This window comes from Dactylosporangium sp. NBC_01737 (assembly GCF_035963215.1).
Lineage (GTDB): Bacteria > Actinomycetota > Actinomycetes > Mycobacteriales > Micromonosporaceae > Dactylosporangium.
This window is the reverse complement of the sequence record NZ_CP109153.1, coordinates 5,614,482-5,630,254: the sequence shown is the minus strand read 5'-3', so window position 1 is coordinate 5,630,254 and position 15,773 is coordinate 5,614,482. Positions and strand designations below refer to the sequence as shown.

Here is a 15,773-nt window from a genome sequence, read left to right as displayed (position 1 = left end):
TCAGCAGGCCGGGGTGCCGGCGCAGAGCCGGTCGGCGGCCTTGCGGGCGGTCACCAGCGTCGCCTGGGCGTCGCGGTCGAACACGACCTCGTACTGGGTGACCAGGTCCCCCTGCCGGATCAGCACCAGAGCGCTGATGGCGCCCACGCCGAGGTCGTCCTCGAGCAGCAGGGCGTCCTCACCGGCGAACCGCTGCGCCCCGATCGTGATCGACCTGCCGCCGCCGGGCGGGCATGCCGCGACCCGGTCGCGGACCTGCTGGAGGTATCGCGCGGCGTCACCCGGCCGGTACCGGGAGACACGCTGCGACATGACGTTGCCGTTCTGCCGTGGACCCCGGACCAGCGACCTGTCCCGCCGGTCGAGCTGATCGATCTGGGCGCCCGGCTGGCAGCCGTGCGTCCCCATCCTGGACTCGTAGGTCCAGCTGCCCGCGACGGCCTCCCCCTCGGCGGCGATCCGGTACTCGGGGTCGACGTCGGCGGGCGTCAGGAACAGGTCGTCGCCGAGCACCACCGGCTCGACGGGCCTGGACGACGCGGCCTTGGACGACGCGGCCTTGGACGACGCGGCCTTGGACGACGCGGCCTTGGACGACGCGGCCGGGGATCTGCCCGGTTCCACGACCGGCGCCGGGCCGAGGCCGGCGAACGCCACGCCTCCGGCCACGACGGCGACGGCGAGGGCCGCCGCGGCCACCGCCCCGGCCCTGGCCCGGCGGGTACGGCGGCGGGCCCGCTCGCGCACCACGCCGGCCGGCGCCCACGACGCCGTGTCGGTGTCGTCGAACAGCGTCTGGAACAGCGGGTCAGGCATTGGTGTACTCCCCCGTGAGATCCGTGCCGAGCAGCCCGGCGAGCGCCCTGCGGCCGCGGACGAGCCGGGTCTTGATGGTGTTGGCGGGCACGCCCGTGCGGGCCGCCACGTCGGCGACCGTCAGGTCGAGCAGGTGGTGCAGGACGACGGCCTCCCGGTCCGCCGGCGGCAGGTGCCGCAGCGCCCGCACCAGCGCCACCGTGTCCTCGCTCGGTGGCCCGGTCTGCGGGGCGGTGCCGTGCCGGCGGTACGCGACGACCGCGTTGCGGGCCTTGCGCCAGCGGCTCGCGCACACGCGGTACCCCACGGTGCGGACCCACGCCTCGGGGTCGTCGTAGCCCGCGATCGTCGACCATCGCTGCCACGCGCGCACATACGCCTCCTGCGCGGCGTCCTGCGCGTCGGCGCGGTCGCCGCACATCGCGTACAGGAAGGTCATGACCCGCTGCCGGGTCCCTCTGTAGAAATCCTCGAAGCCGTCGTCGTCGGCCAACCCCGTGCTCCCTCCGGCGTCCGTTGATGGCAACACCCGCAGGAGGGCCGCACGGTTGACCCTGACGCCGTCCTATTCTTGCCTGCCGCCTCGCACGCTCGTGAGGTCACGCTGCACAGTCCGGGCGCGCACCTCGGTGTGCGCACCCGGACCGTGGACTGTGCGGCGCGGCGGTCGTCAGCTGGAGACGAACGCCCGCACCTGGGAGAGGATCGACGTGTCGGTGAGGTACGTCAGGTGGTTCTCGCAGGCCACGTAGGTGTTCGTGGCGCCGCTGAGGACCGTGCTCGTGTATGGCAGGATCACGCCGTCGCACGGCGAGTACCAGGTGCGGTAGACGACGCTGCCCGGCGTCTCGTCACCGGCGGACAGGGTCGCGATGAACAGCGACCCCGGGTACATCTGCTGGCAGGTCACGAAGATCAGGCACGCCCCGGCCGCCGTGGTGCCGTGGTTGGCGCCCGCGAGCGACGCGAGGTGCGCGACGTTGGCGGTGCCGCCCAGCTGCTTGAGATACCAGAGGCTGACCAGCCCACCCATCGAGTGGTTGACGATGTCCACCTTCGACGCCCCGGTCTGCGCCTTCACCCGCGACACGAACGTCGCCAGCCCCTGAGCGTTGGTGACGTTGCTGCCGTAGGAGTTGTACTCGTACGCGAACAGTTCGCTGCTGCTGTATCCGGCGGCCCTGAACACCGACTGGGCGGTCACCCAGTTCGACGCGCTGCCGGTGTAACCGTGGACGAACACGACCGGCCGCCGCGCGGCGGCATGGGCGCCGGTCACCGGCCCGGCGACGACGAACGAGGCACAGGCCAACAGGAGCACGAGCATCCGACGCATGGGATCTCCGATCAGCTGGACGACGGGGTACGGCCGGGCGGGGCCGCACCTGCGAGCCTGCCGACCGGACCTCCCTCGCGCATCGGTGGAATCGCCTGCGTCCCCGTGCGCGCCGGCCGTAGGGGCAGCACCACCAACGACGGTCGGGGTGGCGGGCTGGTTCGGGGATCGACGTGCTTCGTAGCTTGGGGGGAGTCGGACGAACTGGGGGATGTTGTGAACGCACGAGGGACACGGGTCGGGGTGGCTGCGGTCGTCGCGGCGCTGCTGCTGTCCACAGTGGGCAGTGGGACCGCCGCGGCGAAAGAGACCACGGGGGATCCGCGGCGGTTGCAGGCCGCGCTGGACGAGCTGCGGGACCTGGGGGCGGCAGGGGCGCAGGGGCAGGTGTCGGCTGGGCGGCGGGAGACCGCGGCGCGCAGCGGGGTCGCGGACCTGGCGAGCGGGGCGCCGATGCCGGTGGCCGGGGCGTTCCGGATCGGCAGTGACACCAAGACGTTCGTGTCGGTGGTGGTGCTGCAGCTGGCCGGCGAGCGCCGGTTGAGCCTGGACGACAGCGTCGAGCGGTGGCTGCCCGGCACGGTGGCGGGCAACGGCAACGACGGGCGGCGGGTCACGGTACGCCAGCTGCTGCAGCACACCAGTGGCATCGCCAACTACACCGGGGACATGGCGGCGCTCGGGTCGCAGGAAGGGTTCCTGGCGCACCGGTTCGACCATTACGAGCCCGCGGAGCTCGTCGCCCTGGCGATGCGGCACCGGCCGGCGTTCGAGCCGGGGACGCACTGGGACTACAGCAACACCAACTACGTGCTCGCCGGGATGGTCGTGAAGGCGGTGACCGGGCAGTCGTGGGCGGAGCAGGTGCACCGGCGGATCGTGGGTCCGCTCGGGATGCGTGGCACGTTCTTCCCCGGCGACAGGGCGGCGCTGCCGGGGCGGGCCGCGCGCTCCTACCAGCAGTTCGCGCCGGGCGGAGACCTGGTCGACGTCACCGAGTTCAACGCGACCGCGGCCGATGCCGCCGGGGGGCTGGTGAGCACCACCGCGGACCTGAACCGGTTCTGGCGGGCGCTGCAGGACGGGCGGCTGCTGCGGCCCGCCCAGCAGGCCGAGTTGCACCGCACCGTGCTGGCGGAGACGTATCAGGATGTCCGGCGCGGTCTGCGGTACGGGCTGGGCATCTTCGAGGTCCCGACGGCGTGCGGCCGCTACTGGGGGCACCCCGGTGACGTGCCCGGCACCAGCACCTTCAACGGCGTGGACGACGCCGGCAGAACGGCGGTCGTGGTGTACCGCACGACCGGGCTCGCCGACCCGGTCAAGGGCGGCGCCATGGACGCGCGGGTCATGCGGCTGGTCGACGACGTCATGTGCGGCTGAGAAAAGCAGCTCAGGACACCACCTTCGCCAGTTCGGTCCGGGAGCGCACCCCGAGCCGGGTGAAGATGTTGCGCAGGTGGTGATCGACCGTGCGGGGGCTGAGGAACAGCACCTCGGCCACCTCACGGTTGGTGGCCCCGCCGGCGACCAGCTCCGCGATGCGGGCCTGCTGCGCGGTCAGCGCCGGCCGGGCCTCCTCGACGGACGCGGGTGAGACGTGGTCGCCGGCGGCGCGCAGCTCCGCGGCGGTGCGCTGGGCCCAGGGCGCCGCACCGAACTGCTCGAACGTCGCCAGGGCGCGGCGCAGGTGCTCGCGGGCGGCCGCCGGGTGGCGGCGGCGGCGCAGCTCCTCGCCGTAGAGCAGTTCGGTGCGGGCCCGGGCGAAGGGTGAGTCGCCGGCGAGGTGGAGGCGGATCGCCTCGCGGAACCGGTCATCGGCCTCGTCCTCGGTGTCGGCGAGCAGGGCGTGGCAGCGCGCCGACAGCGCCAGCCACGTCGGGTTCGCGGTGCAGGAGGCCCACAGGTCGTAGGCCCACAGGATCTCGCGGGCGGGGGCGCGGTCGCCGCAGCGGGCGACCGCCTCGACCAGGGTCGGGGTCGCGGGGATCTGCACGCCGAGGTGCCCGCGGCCGCCGGCGGTGCGCATCACGCCCCACAGCCGGCCGGCGGCGTCGGCGTAGCGGCCCTCGGCGACGTCGAGCAGGGCCGCGGCCCAGACGCACATCGCGCGGGCCTGGCTGTCGACGTCGACGCCGGCCCGGGCCCGGCAGCGGCGGGCCCACGCCTGGCTGGCCGGGCCGTCGCCGAGCATGCCGAGCACCACGGCGAGCATGCCGCGGCAGTTGTCTGCGATGGCGTCCTGGCCGGTGGCGGCGGCGAGGCGCTGCCCCTCGGTGGCGGTCGCGACGGCGAGGTCGAGGTCGCCGAGCGCGAACGCGGCCGTGGCGGCCAGGTCCAGGGCGTGCGGCACGCTGGCCCGGTCGCCGGCGCCACCGGCCAGCCGGGCGGCGCGCACGGCCAGCCGGTACGCCTGCTGGTCCTCGCCGATGAGGATGCCGGCGGCGGCCGCGCGGACCAGCGTCGGCGGGTCGTCGATCGCGGCGGCGAGGTGCAGGACCCGCCGCAGCGGCTCGACGCCGCGGGACAGCTCGCCGGAGAAGAGGGCGGACACCCCGGCGAGGTGCTCGAAGAGCAGCACGGCGCCGACCGGGTCGTCGGGGCGGCGCAGCCGCAGCGCCCGGTCGGCGAGCGCGGTGAACTGGTCGTGCCGGCCGGTCGCCAGCAGCGCCTCGCCGGCCAGCATGAGCGCGCCGAGGCTGCGCTGCCGGTCCCGGGTGATGAGGCGGCCCGCGGCGGCGATGAGGGTGTGCTGCTCGCCGCCGCTGGCGCCGGTGCGCAGGTCGATCTCGCCGAGCAGCAGTTCCCGTTCGGCGTGCAGATGCTCCGGTACGCCGGGCGCGAACACCGACCGCAGGAGCATTCGCGCCTGGTGGGGCTCGCCGCCGCGCCACGCCAGCCGGGCCGCGGCGAGGGTGCGGGACGCGGCCAGGACGGGCGCGCCGGTGAGGGCGGCGGCGTGGCGCAGCGCGGTGGCGGCGAGCGCCGGCGGCACGTCGGCGGCGGCATCCGCGAGGACGCCGGCGAGGGCGTCGTCGGGGCCGTCGGCGACGGCGGCCAGGTGCAGGGCGGAGGTCAGGACCGCGCCGGGCTCCCCGGCTCCCGGCCGGCAGGCCGGCGAGGAGGCGATGCGCGGCGTGCCGCTCGGCGAGGGCGGCCTCGGCGTACAGGACGGGGCGAACAGCGGCGGCACGAACCGGACCCGGCCGTCGTCGACGTGGACGAGGTCGGCGCGTTCGGCGGCGGCGAGGTCGGCCGGCCGGTGCCCGGCGGCGAGGAGCACCGCCACGCCGCAGCTGGGCCGGGCGTCCGGTGACCGTGCCCCGGTCAGGGCGGCGGTCGCGGAGAGCAGCAGCACCCGGCGGGTCGCGTCGGGCAGGGCGCGCAGCACCGCCCGGTACTCCCGGCGCAGCGGGCTGTCACGCGGCAGGGTGTCCGGCGGGGCGGCCTGGCCGTGGCGCTGCTCGGCGTGCAGCGCGCCGGCGAGCTCGATGAGGGCGCGCGGGTTGCCGCCGGCCATGCCGGCGAGGACACCGGCGACGTCGCCGGCGAGGTCGGGCACGGCGTCGGTGAGCAGGTCGCGGCTGTCGCGCAGGTCCAGGGGCGCGAGCCGCCGGTACGGCAGGCCGGCCAGGGACGCCTCGTTGCCGGCGCACGCCGGGGTGTCGCGCAGCGCGAACAGCAGCGCGATCCGGTCGCCGCCGGCGCGCCGGGCGGCCAGGGCGAGGGCGTCCAGCGACGGCCGGTCCAGCCACTGGGCGTCGTCGATCCGGCACACCACCGGCCCGCGGGCCTTGCCGCCCAGGCCGCGCAGGGCGGCGAGGGTGGCAAGCCCCGCGGCGAGCCGGTCCGGCACCGCGCCGTCATGGCACCGGCCGAAGACCCCGCCGGCCGCCCCGTCGAAGGCGGCCTGCGGCCGGCCGGCGAGCAGCCGGTGCAGCGCGGCGTACGGCAGCCCGCTCTCCGCCGGGCACCCGGTCACGCTCAGCTCGACGGCCGGGACCGCGAGGGAGGCCGAGGACACGAAGGAGGCCGGGGACGCGACGGAAGCCGGGACCGGGGACGAGGAGGCGGCGAGCAGGGCGGTCCTGCCGATGCCGACCGGACCGGCGACGACCAGGGCTCCCCCGCGCCCCTCGGCGGCGGCGGCGAGCAGGGTCGCGATGGCGGCACGGTCGGCGTCGCGGCCTCGCAAGAAAACTTTCTGCACGGTCGATGCACTAACCATGTCGCCAGTGTTACGCGTCGGTAACGGCAATGGAAGAGGCTTACTGTGACACGACGGCCCGCCGCAGCTCCCGCTTGAGCACCTTGTGGCTCGGCCCGAGCGGCAACGCGTCGACGAACCGGACCTGCCGCGGATACTTGTGCCGCCCCAGGCGCTCCCTCGACCAGGCGATCAGGTCCTCGGCCAGCAACGACGGGGAGGACGCGACAACCACCGCGCAGATCTCCTCGCCGTGCACCGGGTCCGGCACGCCGATCACCGCGACCTGCGCCACCTCGGGGTGGCGGGCCAGGACCTCCTCGACCTCCCGCGGGTACACGTTGAACCCGCCGCGGATCACGATGTCCTTCTTGCGGTCGACGATCGTGACGAACCCGTCGGCGTCCTTGGTGCCGAGGTCTCCCGAGCGGAACCAACCGTCGACGACCGCCAGGGCGGTGTCCTCGGGCCGGTCGAGGTACCCGGCGAAGACGTTGTGCCCGCGGATGACGATCTCGCCCAGCTCGCCCGCCGGCAGCAGCTCGATGCGGTCGTCGAGCTCGGGGCGGGCGACCTCGACCTCCACGCCCCACACCGCGTGGCCGACGGTGCCGGCGCGGGTGCCGAAGTGCGGCTGGTTGGTGGTGGCGGTCGGGGAGGTCTCCGACAGGCCGTACCCCTCGAAGATCGACGTGGAGAACGCGGCGTTGAACCGCTCCAGGACCGGCACGGGCAGGGAGGCTCCGCCGGAGATGCACAACCGCAGGCGGGGCAGCTCGGCGAAGGACGCGGCCGCGTCCAGCAGCGCCAGGTACATGGTGGGCACGCCGTGGAACACGTCGACGCCCTCACGCACCATCAGCTCGAGCGCCGACGCACCGGTGAACCGGGCCAGCATGACCAGCGTCGCGCCGAGGCGGAAGGTGCCGTTCATGCCGACCGTCTGCCCGAACGTGTGGAACAGCGGCAGGCAGCCGAGCACCACGTCGGTGGGGCGGGCGTCGTTGGCGTCGAACACGTTGACGGTCGCGTTCATCACCAGGTTCAGGTGCGTCAGGACGGCGCCCTTGGGCTGCCCGGTGGTGCCGCTGGTGTACAGCACGACCGCCGGGTCCTCGGGGCGGCGCGACGCGTAGGAGCGCAGCGGCTCGGCGTTCGCGAGGTCCTGCGGCGCGACCACCGCGACACCGGCGGACGAAGCGGCGGCGGACCCGGTGGCGGCCACGGCGGGATGGCAGACCAGCACCCGGGCACCGCTGTCGCGCAGCGTGTACGCGACCTCGTCCGCCGTCAGCAGCAGGTGCACGGGCACGACGACGGCGCCGAGGGCAAGGATGCCGTAGTAGGCGCGCGGGAAGTCCACCGTGTTCGGGCACTGCAGCGCCACCCGGTCGCCTGGGCGCACCCCGAGCTCCCGCAGGGCGCCCGCGACCAGCAGCGCCTCACGCCACAACTCGGCGTAGGTGACCCGCGAAGCGCCGTCCACGACCGCGATGCGCTGGGGGTACCGCCGCGCCGACTCCGCCAGGATGGCCGCGACGGATAGCGTCGCGCTCATGCCGTCACCTCCGCTGCGCTCCGGCGCCGGCCTGAGCCAAGACAGCGCCCCTGATTCGCGGCTCCTCCGCTGCGCTCCGGACCGCTCATGCCAGGTGCCCGCCGATCTGGGTGAAGCCGCGCAGCAGGTCCCGCGCGATGATCATGCGCTGCATCTCGTCGGTGCCCTCGAAGATGCGCAGCAGCCTGACGGAGCGGTACCAGCGTTCGATCGGCAGTTCGCGGGTGTACCCCATGCCACCGTGGATCTGCATGACCCGGTCGACGACGTTGTTGACCATGTTCGCGCCGTACAGCTTCGCCATCGACGACGTGTGCCGGGGGTCCAGGCCCTGGTCGACGGTCCAGGCGGCGCGCAGCACCAGCCAGCGGGCCGCCTCCAGCTCCACCTCGGAGTCCGCGATCATCCACTGGATCGCCTGGTTCTGCCCGATCGGCCGGCCGAACGTGTGCCGGGTGTTGGCGTGCTCGATCGCCATGCCGAGGGTGCGCTCCGCGATGCCGATCGCGTGCGAGGGGATGACGTAGCGGCCCTTGCCGATCCAGCGCATCGCGAGGTCGAAGCCCTGGCCGATCTCGCCGAGGACGTTGCGGCCGGGCACGCGCACGTCGTCGAACACCAGCGACGCCGGGCCGCCCTCGCCCATCGTCTGGATGAACTCCGAGCGCCAGCCCATCGCCCGGTCGACCAGGAACGCGGTCGCGCCGCCCTTGCGGACGTCCTTGTCCTTGTCGGTGACGGCGATGACGATGGTGAAGTCGGCGTCGTTGCCGTTGGTGATGAACGTCTTCTCGCCGGTGAGCAGCCAGTCGTCGCCGTCGCGCCGGGCGCTGAACTTGATGTTGGCCGCGTCGGAGCCCGCGCCGGGCTCGGTGATCGCGAAGCAGGAGATGCGCTCGCCCTCGATGGTCGGCACCAGGTATTCGCGGCGCTGCTCGTCGTTGGCGAAGTACAGGATGTTGTCCGCCTCGCCGCCGAAGCGGAACGGCACGAACGACCGGCCGACCTCGGTCCACACCAGGGACTGCAGGACCGCGGGGAGGTCCATGCCGCCGTACTCCTCCGGGGTGGACAGTCCCCAGAAGCCGAACTGCTTCGCCTTGAGCTGCAGTTCGCGCAGCTCGCTGCGGTCCAGTCCGGGACCGTGCGCGCGCTCCCGGCGCAGCACCTCCTGCTCCAGGGGCTCGACCTCCTTGCGGATGAAGGTCCGGGCGGTGTCCCGGATCGCCTTCTCCTCATCGCTGAGCGAGAAATCCATTGCCTCTCCTACCTCACAGCTTCTATTTGCACTTAGAGTGCACTAATCTTCGCCGACATGGAACGGTTTACTTCCTCCGACGGCACCGGGATCGCGTACCAGGTGTGGGGCGAGCCCTCACAGCTGCCGCCGGTGGTGCTGCACCACGGTTTCGTCGTCGACGCCACCACCAACTTCGTCGGCCCGGGCGTCGTCGACGCCCTGGTCGCGGCCGGCCGCCAGGTCGTCGCGCTGGACGCGCGCGGGCACGGCGCCTCCGACAAGCCGCACGAGGCCGAGCGGTACGGCGAGGCCGTCATGGCCCGTGACCTCGGGGTGCTGCTCGACACGCTCGGCGCCGGGGAGGTCGACCTGGTCGGGTATTCGATGGGCGCGGTCGTGTCGGCCATCTTCGCCGCCGCCGACCCCCGGGTGCGCCGGCTCGTGCTGTCCGGCGTCGGCGCCGGCGTCGCCGAGCTCGGCGGCCTGGACACCCGGGTCATGCCGCCGGCGGAGGTGACCGCGGTGCTGCTCACGTCGTCGCGCTCGGCGATCGAGGCGTCGCCGGCCGCGGCGTTCCGGCTGCTCGCCGACGCGGTGGGCGCCGACCGGGCGGCCCTGGCCGCGCAGGTCAGCGCCGCGCACCGCACGCCGATCGCCCTGGACCGGATCACCGCGCCGACGCTGGTGCTGGTCGGGCAGGACGACGCCCTCGCCGCGCGCCCCGAGGTCCTCGCCGCCGCCATCCCCGGCGCCCGGTGGCGGATCGTCAGCGGCGACCACATGACCGCGCTGCGGGCACCGGCGTACGCGCCCGCGCTCGTGAAGTTCCTCGCCGGCTGAAGGCCGCCCGGACCCCGCGCCGTGCCGCGCCGGGCCCGGGCGGGGCTCATGCGTACCGGCGCAGCTCGCGACGGGCGAGGGAACGGCGGTGCACCTCGTCCGGGCCGTCGGCGATGCGGATCGTGCGGGCCCGGGACCACAGCCCGGCCAGGGGCGTGTCCTGGCTGACGCCGGCGGCCCCGTGCGCCTGGATCGCCTTGTCGAGAATCCACTCCACAGTGGACGGTACGGCGATCTTGATCGCCTGGATCTCGGTGTGGGCGCCCTGATTGCCGACGGTGTCCATCAGCCACGCGGTCTTGAGCACCAGCAGGCGCGCCTGCTCGATGCGGACACGGGACTCCGCGATCCAGTCCTGCACCACGCCCTGCTCGGCGAGTGGCCGGCCGAACGCGACCCGCTTGGTGACGCGCTCGCACATGAGCTGCAGCGCCCGCTCGGCCATGCCGATCAGCCGCATGCAGTGGTGGATGCGGCCCGGGCCGAGGCGGGCCTGCGCGATCGCGAACCCGTCGCCCTCGCCGCCGATGAGATGGCCGGCCGGGACCCGTACATCGGCGAACTCGATCTCGGCGTGGCCGCCGTGGTCACCGTCGTCGTAGCCGAAGCTGTGCAGGCCGCGCACCACGGTCACGCCGGGGGTGCCGCGCGGCACGAGCACCATGCTCTGCTGCCGGTGCTTCGGACCGCCCGGATCGGACCTGCCCATCACGATGAAGATCTCGCAGCGCGGGCTCATGCCGCCGGTGGCGAACCATTTCCGGCCGTTGATGACGTACTGGTCACCGTCGCGCTCGACGCGGGTGGCGATGTTGGTGGCGTCCGACGACGCGACCTCGGGCTCGGTCATGCAGAACGCCGAGCGGATCCGCCCGTCGAGCAACGGCTCCAGCCACTGCTCACGCTGCCACGGGGTGCCGAACTCGGCGAGGAGCTCCATGTTGCCGGTGTCGGGTGCGGCGCAGTTGAGCGCGGCCGGGGCGAGCGACGGGCTGCGCCCCATGATCTCCGCCAGGGGCGCGTACTGCAGGTTCGTGAGACCCGCGCCGTGCTCGCCGGTCAGGAACAGGTTCCACAGCCCGAGGTCCCGCGCCGTTCGCCGCAACGCGTCGAGGTCCGGTCGCGCCTCGGCGGGGTACACGTGCTCGTCCATGAAGGCGAGCAGCCGTTGCCGGTACCCCTCGGTCACCGCGTCGAAGCTGAAGTCCATCACAGCCGTCCCCTCACAACTGGCCCATGTCGATCTTCTGCTGGAGCCGGTTCATGCCGTTGAGCCAGCGGTCGGGGTCCTCGCCCCGGCGGGCGTAGTAGGTGGCGACCTCGGGGTGCGGCAGGATCAGGAACCGGTCACCGGCGAGGCCCTCCACGACGTCGTCGGCGACCTGCTCCGGGGTGAGCGCGGTGCGGTCCAGCAGGCCGCGGCTCGGCCCGTTGCCACGGGCCAGCATCGGCGTACGCACCCCCTGCGGGCACAGCGCCTGCACGACGATGCCGCGGTGCGCGTACGTGGCCCGCAGCCACTCGGCGTAGGCGAACGCGGCGTGCTTGGTCACCGCGTACGGCGCCTTGCCCAGCAGGGTCAGCATGCCCGCCGCGGACACCGTGGCCAGGAACCGGCCCTGGCCCTTGGCGAGCCAGCGGGGCAGCAGCGCCCGGGACGCGTACACGTGCGCCATGACGTTCACCTGCCACGCCTGCTGCCACATCGCGTCGGGTGCGGTCGCGTCGCCGCCCGGTGCGACGCCGGCGTTGGCACAGAACAGGTCCAGCGCACCGTACTTGTCCCAGGCGAAGTCGACGAGGCGGTCGGCCTCGTCGGGGTCGGCGACGTCACCGGAGAACGCCAGGCCGTCGATCTCGTAGGCGACCCGGCGGGCGGCGTCGGTGTCGAGGTCGTTGACGACGATCTGGGCGCCGAGCGCGGCGAAGCGGCGGGCGAGGGCCGCGCCGATCCCCGAGCCGCCGCCGGTGATGACGACCGCGGCGCCGTTGAGCGCGAGGCCGGCCATCAGCCGGCCCGCCGGGCCAGGGTGACGCCGCCGTCGACGGTCAGCGTCTGCCCGGTGATCCAGCTCGCCTCGTCGGAGGCGAGAAACGCGGCCGCGGCGGCGACGTCGCCCGGCACGCCGAGGCGGCGCATCGGGTACTGCGCGGCGGCCTCCTCCTCACGCCCCTCGTACAGGGCCGCCGCGAAGCGGGTCTTCACCACCGCCGGCGCGACGGCGTTGACGCGCACCGCCGGCGCGAGCTCGACCGCGAGGCAGGAGGTGAGGTGGTTGAGCGCGGCCTTGGTCACGCCGTAGAAGGCGATGCCGGCCGGCGGGTGCACCGCGGACACCGACGACACGTTGATGACCACGCCGCCGCGCTCCGGCGGCTTGCTGAAGATCTCCTGTACCCAGCCGAGCGCGCTGAGCACGTTGACCTCGAAGATCTTGCGGGCGGCGGTGAGGTCGAGCTCCAGCAGCGAGCCGTACACGGGGTTGATGCCGGTGTTGTTGACGAGGATGTCGGGCGGGCCGAACAGGTCCGCGGTCTGCCGCACCGCCTCGGCGCGGTGGTCCGGGTCGTCGGCGCGGCCGGCCACGGCGAGGGCGTTGACCGGCCCGCCGAGGGCGGCGACGGCCTCCTCCAGCGCGTCGGGCTTGCGGGCGGTGATGCAGACCTTGGCGCCCTCCTCGACGAACCGCCGGGCGATGCCGAGGCCGATGCCGCGGCTCGCGCCGGTGACCACGGCGACACGACCGGCGAGCCGGCCTTCCTGCGTACTCACGCCGCCACCTCCGCTTCGCTCCGGCGTCGGCCCGAGCTCAACCCTGTGCTCATGATTCGCAGACCTCCGCTGCGCTCCGGACTGCTCATGCCACTCCTTCAACGCCGCGGGAGTATATGCACTTGGAGTGTATGTTTTTCGTGCCGGGCGTCAACTGGCAAGCTGGGCCGGGTGCGCGTCCTCTTCGCCAGCCTCGGCTCCGTCGGCCACACCTACCCGCTGATCCCCCTGGCGGTCGCCGCCCGCGACGCCGGCCACGAGGTGCACTGGGCCGCCGGCGCCGAGGTCCACCCGCCCCTGGCGACGCTCGGGCTGCGGCCGTTCCGGCCCGCGGACGCCTTCTACGAGATCTACGCCGAGGACCTCGCACCGGAGCTCGACCGGCTGCGCCCCGACCTGGTCGTGCACGAATGGGGGCTGCCCGGAGCGGCGATCGCCGCGGACCGGGCCGGCATCCCCGGCCTCTGGCACGGCTTCGGCCGCATGATCCCGCCCGGCATCGGCCTGCAGCTGCCCGAGACCGCCGTCCCCGGCCGCCCGCACCTGGACATCTGCCCGCCGTCGCTGCAGGACAAGGACTTCCTCGCCGGCGCCGGCCGGATCGAGCTGCGCCCGGTGCCGTTCTCGTTCCCGGACGGCGCCTCGGCCGCCGTCCGGGGTGCACGCCGCCTGGTGTACCTGACGCTGGGCACCGCGTTCGGCACCGCCTCGCTGCTCACCACCGCGATCAAAGGGCTGGCCCGGCTGAACGTGACCGTGGTCGTCGCCGCCGGGCGGGTGCCGCCGGAGGAGATCGGCGCGGTCCCGGCCGGCGTGACGGTCTCGTCATGGGTGCCGCAGGCGCAGCTGCTCCCGCGCACCGACGTCGTGGTGCACCACGGCGGCAGCGGCACCACCCTCGGCGCGCTCGCCGCCGGCGTGCCGCAGCTGTTCCTGCCGCAGGGCGCCGACCAGTTCGCCAACGCCGAAGCGGTCACCGCCGCCGGCGCCGGGCCCGGCTGCACGCCGCCGACGTGACCGCCGACGCCGTCGCCTCGCACGTCCGGGCGCTGCTGGCCGGGGACGGATTCCGCGACGCGGCCCGCGCGATCGCCGCCGAGATCGCCGCCATGCCGTCACCGGACGAGGTCGCGCGGCGGCTGCCCGACTACGCATGACCGGCCCGCAGCGCAGCGGGGGTGGCGCCGTGAGCGTTTGTGGCATACTGCTGCGGAACCGATCCCGAAAGCGAGGTGACCGCCATGGACCGCACCTGTGACCGACCAGGCGTCACCTCCCGCCACTGAGGCGGTCTGCTCACGCCTGGCCCTGCGACCAGTGACCTGAGTATCGAAAGGATCGACCCTTGCAGCTCATCACGAGCGCGCTGGACCTCGTCCAGCAGCACTACATCTTCCCGGACACGGCCGCCGAGATCGTCGCCGCGGTCGAGGCGCGCGCCGCCGCCGGCGACTACGACGGCCTCGACGACGAGACCCTCGCGGCCCGCGTCACCGAGCAGTTCCTCGCCACCAGCGGCGACAGGCACCTGCGGCTGCTCGTCCGCGCGCCGGACCACCGCGCCGCGACCACCGAGGCCGAGGCGGAGGCCGCCTGGGCCGACGGGCAGCGGCTCGCCAACCATCACATCGCCACCGTCCAGCGCCTCGACGGCAACGTCGGCTGCATCGACCTGCGCGGCGTCGCCTCCCCGGGCACCGCCGGCACCGCGATCGCCGCCGCGATGGAACTCGTCGCCCACACCGGCGCGCTGATCTTCGACCTGCGCCGCAACAAGGGCGGCGACCCGGAGGGCGTCCAGCTGTGGCACAGCTACCTGTTCCCCGACTCCGACACCCACCTCAACGACATCTACGACGGCGAGACCGGCAGCACCCGGCAGTTCTGGACCCTGGCGCACGTGCCCGGCCACCGCTACCTCGATCGTCCCGTGTATGTACTCACCAGCGCGTTCACGTTCTCCGGCGGCGAGGAGTTCGCCTACAACCTCAAGGCGCTGCGGCGGGCGACCCTGATCGGCGAGGTGACCCGCGGCGGCGCCCACCCGACGGCGCGGCACCCGATCTCGGCGACCCTGGAGGTGGCGGTGCCGCACGCCCGCTCGATCAACCCGGTCACCGGCACCAACTGGGAGGGCACCGGCGTCGCGCCCGACATCGCCACGCCCGCCGCGGAGGCGATGACGGTGGCGTACCGGCTGGCTCTGGAGCACGTCCTGACCACCGGCACCTCACAGGCCGTGCTCGCCGAGGCGCGGGAGGCCCTGACCGCGTTTTCTCATTGAACTCTTAGTCACGCGGACCGGGCCTCTTAGGTGCGGGGGTGATGCTGGCGGGTGCCGGCCACCATCCCCCCGTACCGGAGGACCACTGATGAGCGACACCAAGCCACTCCCGGACGACCCCGACCGGACCGTGGCCACCCCGGCGACGCCCGACCCGGCGCCCGCCCCACCAGCCGCCGCGTCAACCGCCCCACCAGCCGCCTCACCAGCCGCCTCGTCGACCGCTGAGCCGGCCGCTGAGCCGGCCGCCACACCGGCGGCCAACCCGGCGGCCGATGCACCGGCCGCGACGGCGGCGGAACCGGCGCCCGCCGGGCCCGTCTGGGCGGCACCCGCGGGTCCGGGCCGGCTGCGCACGGCGGGCGGGCAGCTGCGGCAGTCGCGGGTCCGGGTCCCGCTGCTCGTCGGCGCGGCCACCCTGGTGCTCGGCTGCTGCCTGGGCGCCGGCATCGTCGCCGCCGGGGTCGCCGTGTTCGGCGACCACCACCGCGGCGACGACCGCGGCCGCATCACCCGCGACGACCGCGGCCCCCGTGGTCCGGTGGTCCGGGGCGACGAGCGCGGCGACGACCGGAAGCGGATCCGCCCCGGGGACGGGTTCCGCAAGCAGCCGTCCCCCACGCCGCCGGCGACGCCGCCGGTGACGCCCCCCGCCCCGTCCCCGTCCCCGTCCGCGTCCTGATGCCTGGTTGGCCTTGGAGACCGTGACCCCGCCCGTG

15 protein-coding genes are annotated in these 15,773 nt (G+C 74.1%); 6 read left to right on the top strand and 9 right to left on the bottom strand.

Going from position 1 to position 15,773, the window contains the following annotated elements; genetic code table 11:
* The 3 genes from OHA72_RS25415 to OHA72_RS25405 form a co-directional block, all read right to left on the bottom strand.
* On the bottom strand, positions 1 to 816 hold the full coding sequence (locus tag OHA72_RS25415; protein ID WP_327010295.1) for a hypothetical protein: 816 nt from the start codon (positions 814 to 816) through the stop codon (positions 1 to 3).
* On the bottom strand, positions 809 to 1,309 hold the full coding sequence (locus tag OHA72_RS25410) for a sigma-70 family RNA polymerase sigma factor (RefSeq protein WP_327010294.1): 501 nt from the start codon (positions 1,307 to 1,309) through the stop codon (positions 809 to 811). Before OHA72_RS25410 ends, OHA72_RS25415 begins: the two co-directional genes overlap by 8 nt.
* A gap of 177 nt (positions 1,310 to 1,486) precedes the next feature.
* A complete protein-coding gene (locus tag OHA72_RS25405; RefSeq protein ID WP_327010293.1) occupies positions 1,487 to 2,143 on the bottom strand; it encodes an esterase/lipase family protein in 657 nt (218 codons plus the stop codon).
* 252 nt (positions 2,144 to 2,395) lie between these two features.
* Between OHA72_RS25405 and OHA72_RS25400 the strand changes: the two genes are divergently transcribed.
* Entirely contained in the window at positions 2,396 to 3,535 is a 1,140-nt protein-coding gene (locus OHA72_RS25400; protein ID WP_327010292.1) for a serine hydrolase domain-containing protein, read from the top strand.
* 10 nt (positions 3,536 to 3,545) lie between these two features.
* On the opposite strand, the gene OHA72_RS25395 is transcribed toward OHA72_RS25400, so the two are convergent.
* From OHA72_RS25395 to OHA72_RS25385, 3 genes are all read right to left on the bottom strand, one after another.
* Positions 3,546 to 6,362: a helix-turn-helix transcriptional regulator gene (locus OHA72_RS25395; RefSeq protein ID WP_327010291.1), complete on the bottom strand. Its 2,817-nt coding sequence runs from the start codon at positions 6,360 to 6,362 to the stop codon at positions 3,546 to 3,548.
* A 58-nt stretch (positions 6,363 to 6,420) separates the two neighbouring features.
* Positions 6,421 to 7,917, bottom strand: a complete 1,497-nt coding sequence (locus OHA72_RS25390; RefSeq protein ID WP_327010290.1) for a long-chain-fatty-acid--CoA ligase — start codon at positions 7,915 to 7,917, stop codon at positions 6,421 to 6,423.
* An 85-nt stretch (positions 7,918 to 8,002) separates the two neighbouring features.
* A complete protein-coding gene (locus OHA72_RS25385) occupies positions 8,003 to 9,175 on the bottom strand; it encodes an acyl-CoA dehydrogenase family protein (RefSeq protein ID WP_327010289.1) in 1,173 nt (390 codons plus the stop codon).
* A gap of 57 nt (positions 9,176 to 9,232) precedes the next feature.
* Between OHA72_RS25385 and OHA72_RS25380 the strand changes: the two genes are divergently transcribed.
* A complete protein-coding gene (locus OHA72_RS25380; RefSeq protein ID WP_327010288.1) occupies positions 9,233 to 9,997 on the top strand; it encodes an alpha/beta fold hydrolase in 765 nt (254 codons plus the stop codon).
* A 46-nt stretch (positions 9,998 to 10,043) separates the two neighbouring features.
* On the opposite strand, the gene OHA72_RS25375 is transcribed toward OHA72_RS25380, so the two are convergent.
* The 3 genes from OHA72_RS25375 to OHA72_RS25365 are packed head-to-tail and all read right to left on the bottom strand — an operon-like array spanning position 10,044 to position 12,770.
* On the bottom strand, positions 10,044 to 11,207 hold the full coding sequence (locus OHA72_RS25375) for an acyl-CoA dehydrogenase family protein (RefSeq protein ID WP_327011660.1): 1,164 nt from the start codon (positions 11,205 to 11,207) through the stop codon (positions 10,044 to 10,046).
* Between the two features lie 13 nt (positions 11,208 to 11,220).
* Positions 11,221 to 12,006, bottom strand: coding sequence for an SDR family NAD(P)-dependent oxidoreductase (locus OHA72_RS25370; RefSeq protein ID WP_327010287.1), 786 nt, complete (start codon positions 12,004 to 12,006; stop codon positions 11,221 to 11,223).
* A complete protein-coding gene (locus OHA72_RS25365) occupies positions 12,006 to 12,770 on the bottom strand; it encodes an SDR family oxidoreductase (protein ID WP_327010286.1) in 765 nt (254 codons plus the stop codon). Before OHA72_RS25365 ends, OHA72_RS25370 begins: the two co-directional genes overlap by 1 nt.
* Before the next feature lie 171 nt (positions 12,771 to 12,941).
* Here OHA72_RS25365 and OHA72_RS25360 point away from each other — a divergent pair, with 171 nt between their 5' ends.
* The 4 genes from OHA72_RS25360 to OHA72_RS25345 all read left to right on the top strand — a co-directional run bounded on the left by OHA72_RS25360 (position 12,942) and on the right by OHA72_RS25345 (position 15,736).
* Entirely contained in the window at positions 12,942 to 13,787 is an 846-nt protein-coding gene (locus OHA72_RS25360) for a glycosyltransferase (protein WP_327010285.1), read from the top strand.
* Positions 13,784 to 13,927: a hypothetical protein gene (locus OHA72_RS25355; RefSeq protein WP_327010284.1), complete on the top strand. Its 144-nt coding sequence runs from the start codon at positions 13,784 to 13,786 to the stop codon at positions 13,925 to 13,927. Before OHA72_RS25360 ends, OHA72_RS25355 begins: the two co-directional genes overlap by 4 nt.
* 188 nt (positions 13,928 to 14,115) lie before the next feature.
* On the top strand, positions 14,116 to 15,054 hold the full coding sequence (locus OHA72_RS25350) for a S41 family peptidase (protein WP_327010283.1): 939 nt from the start codon (positions 14,116 to 14,118) through the stop codon (positions 15,052 to 15,054).
* Between the two features lie 88 nt (positions 15,055 to 15,142).
* Entirely contained in the window at positions 15,143 to 15,736 is a 594-nt protein-coding gene (locus tag OHA72_RS25345; RefSeq protein WP_327010282.1) for a hypothetical protein, read from the top strand.
* Positions 15,737 to 15,773: the final 37 nt, after the last annotated feature.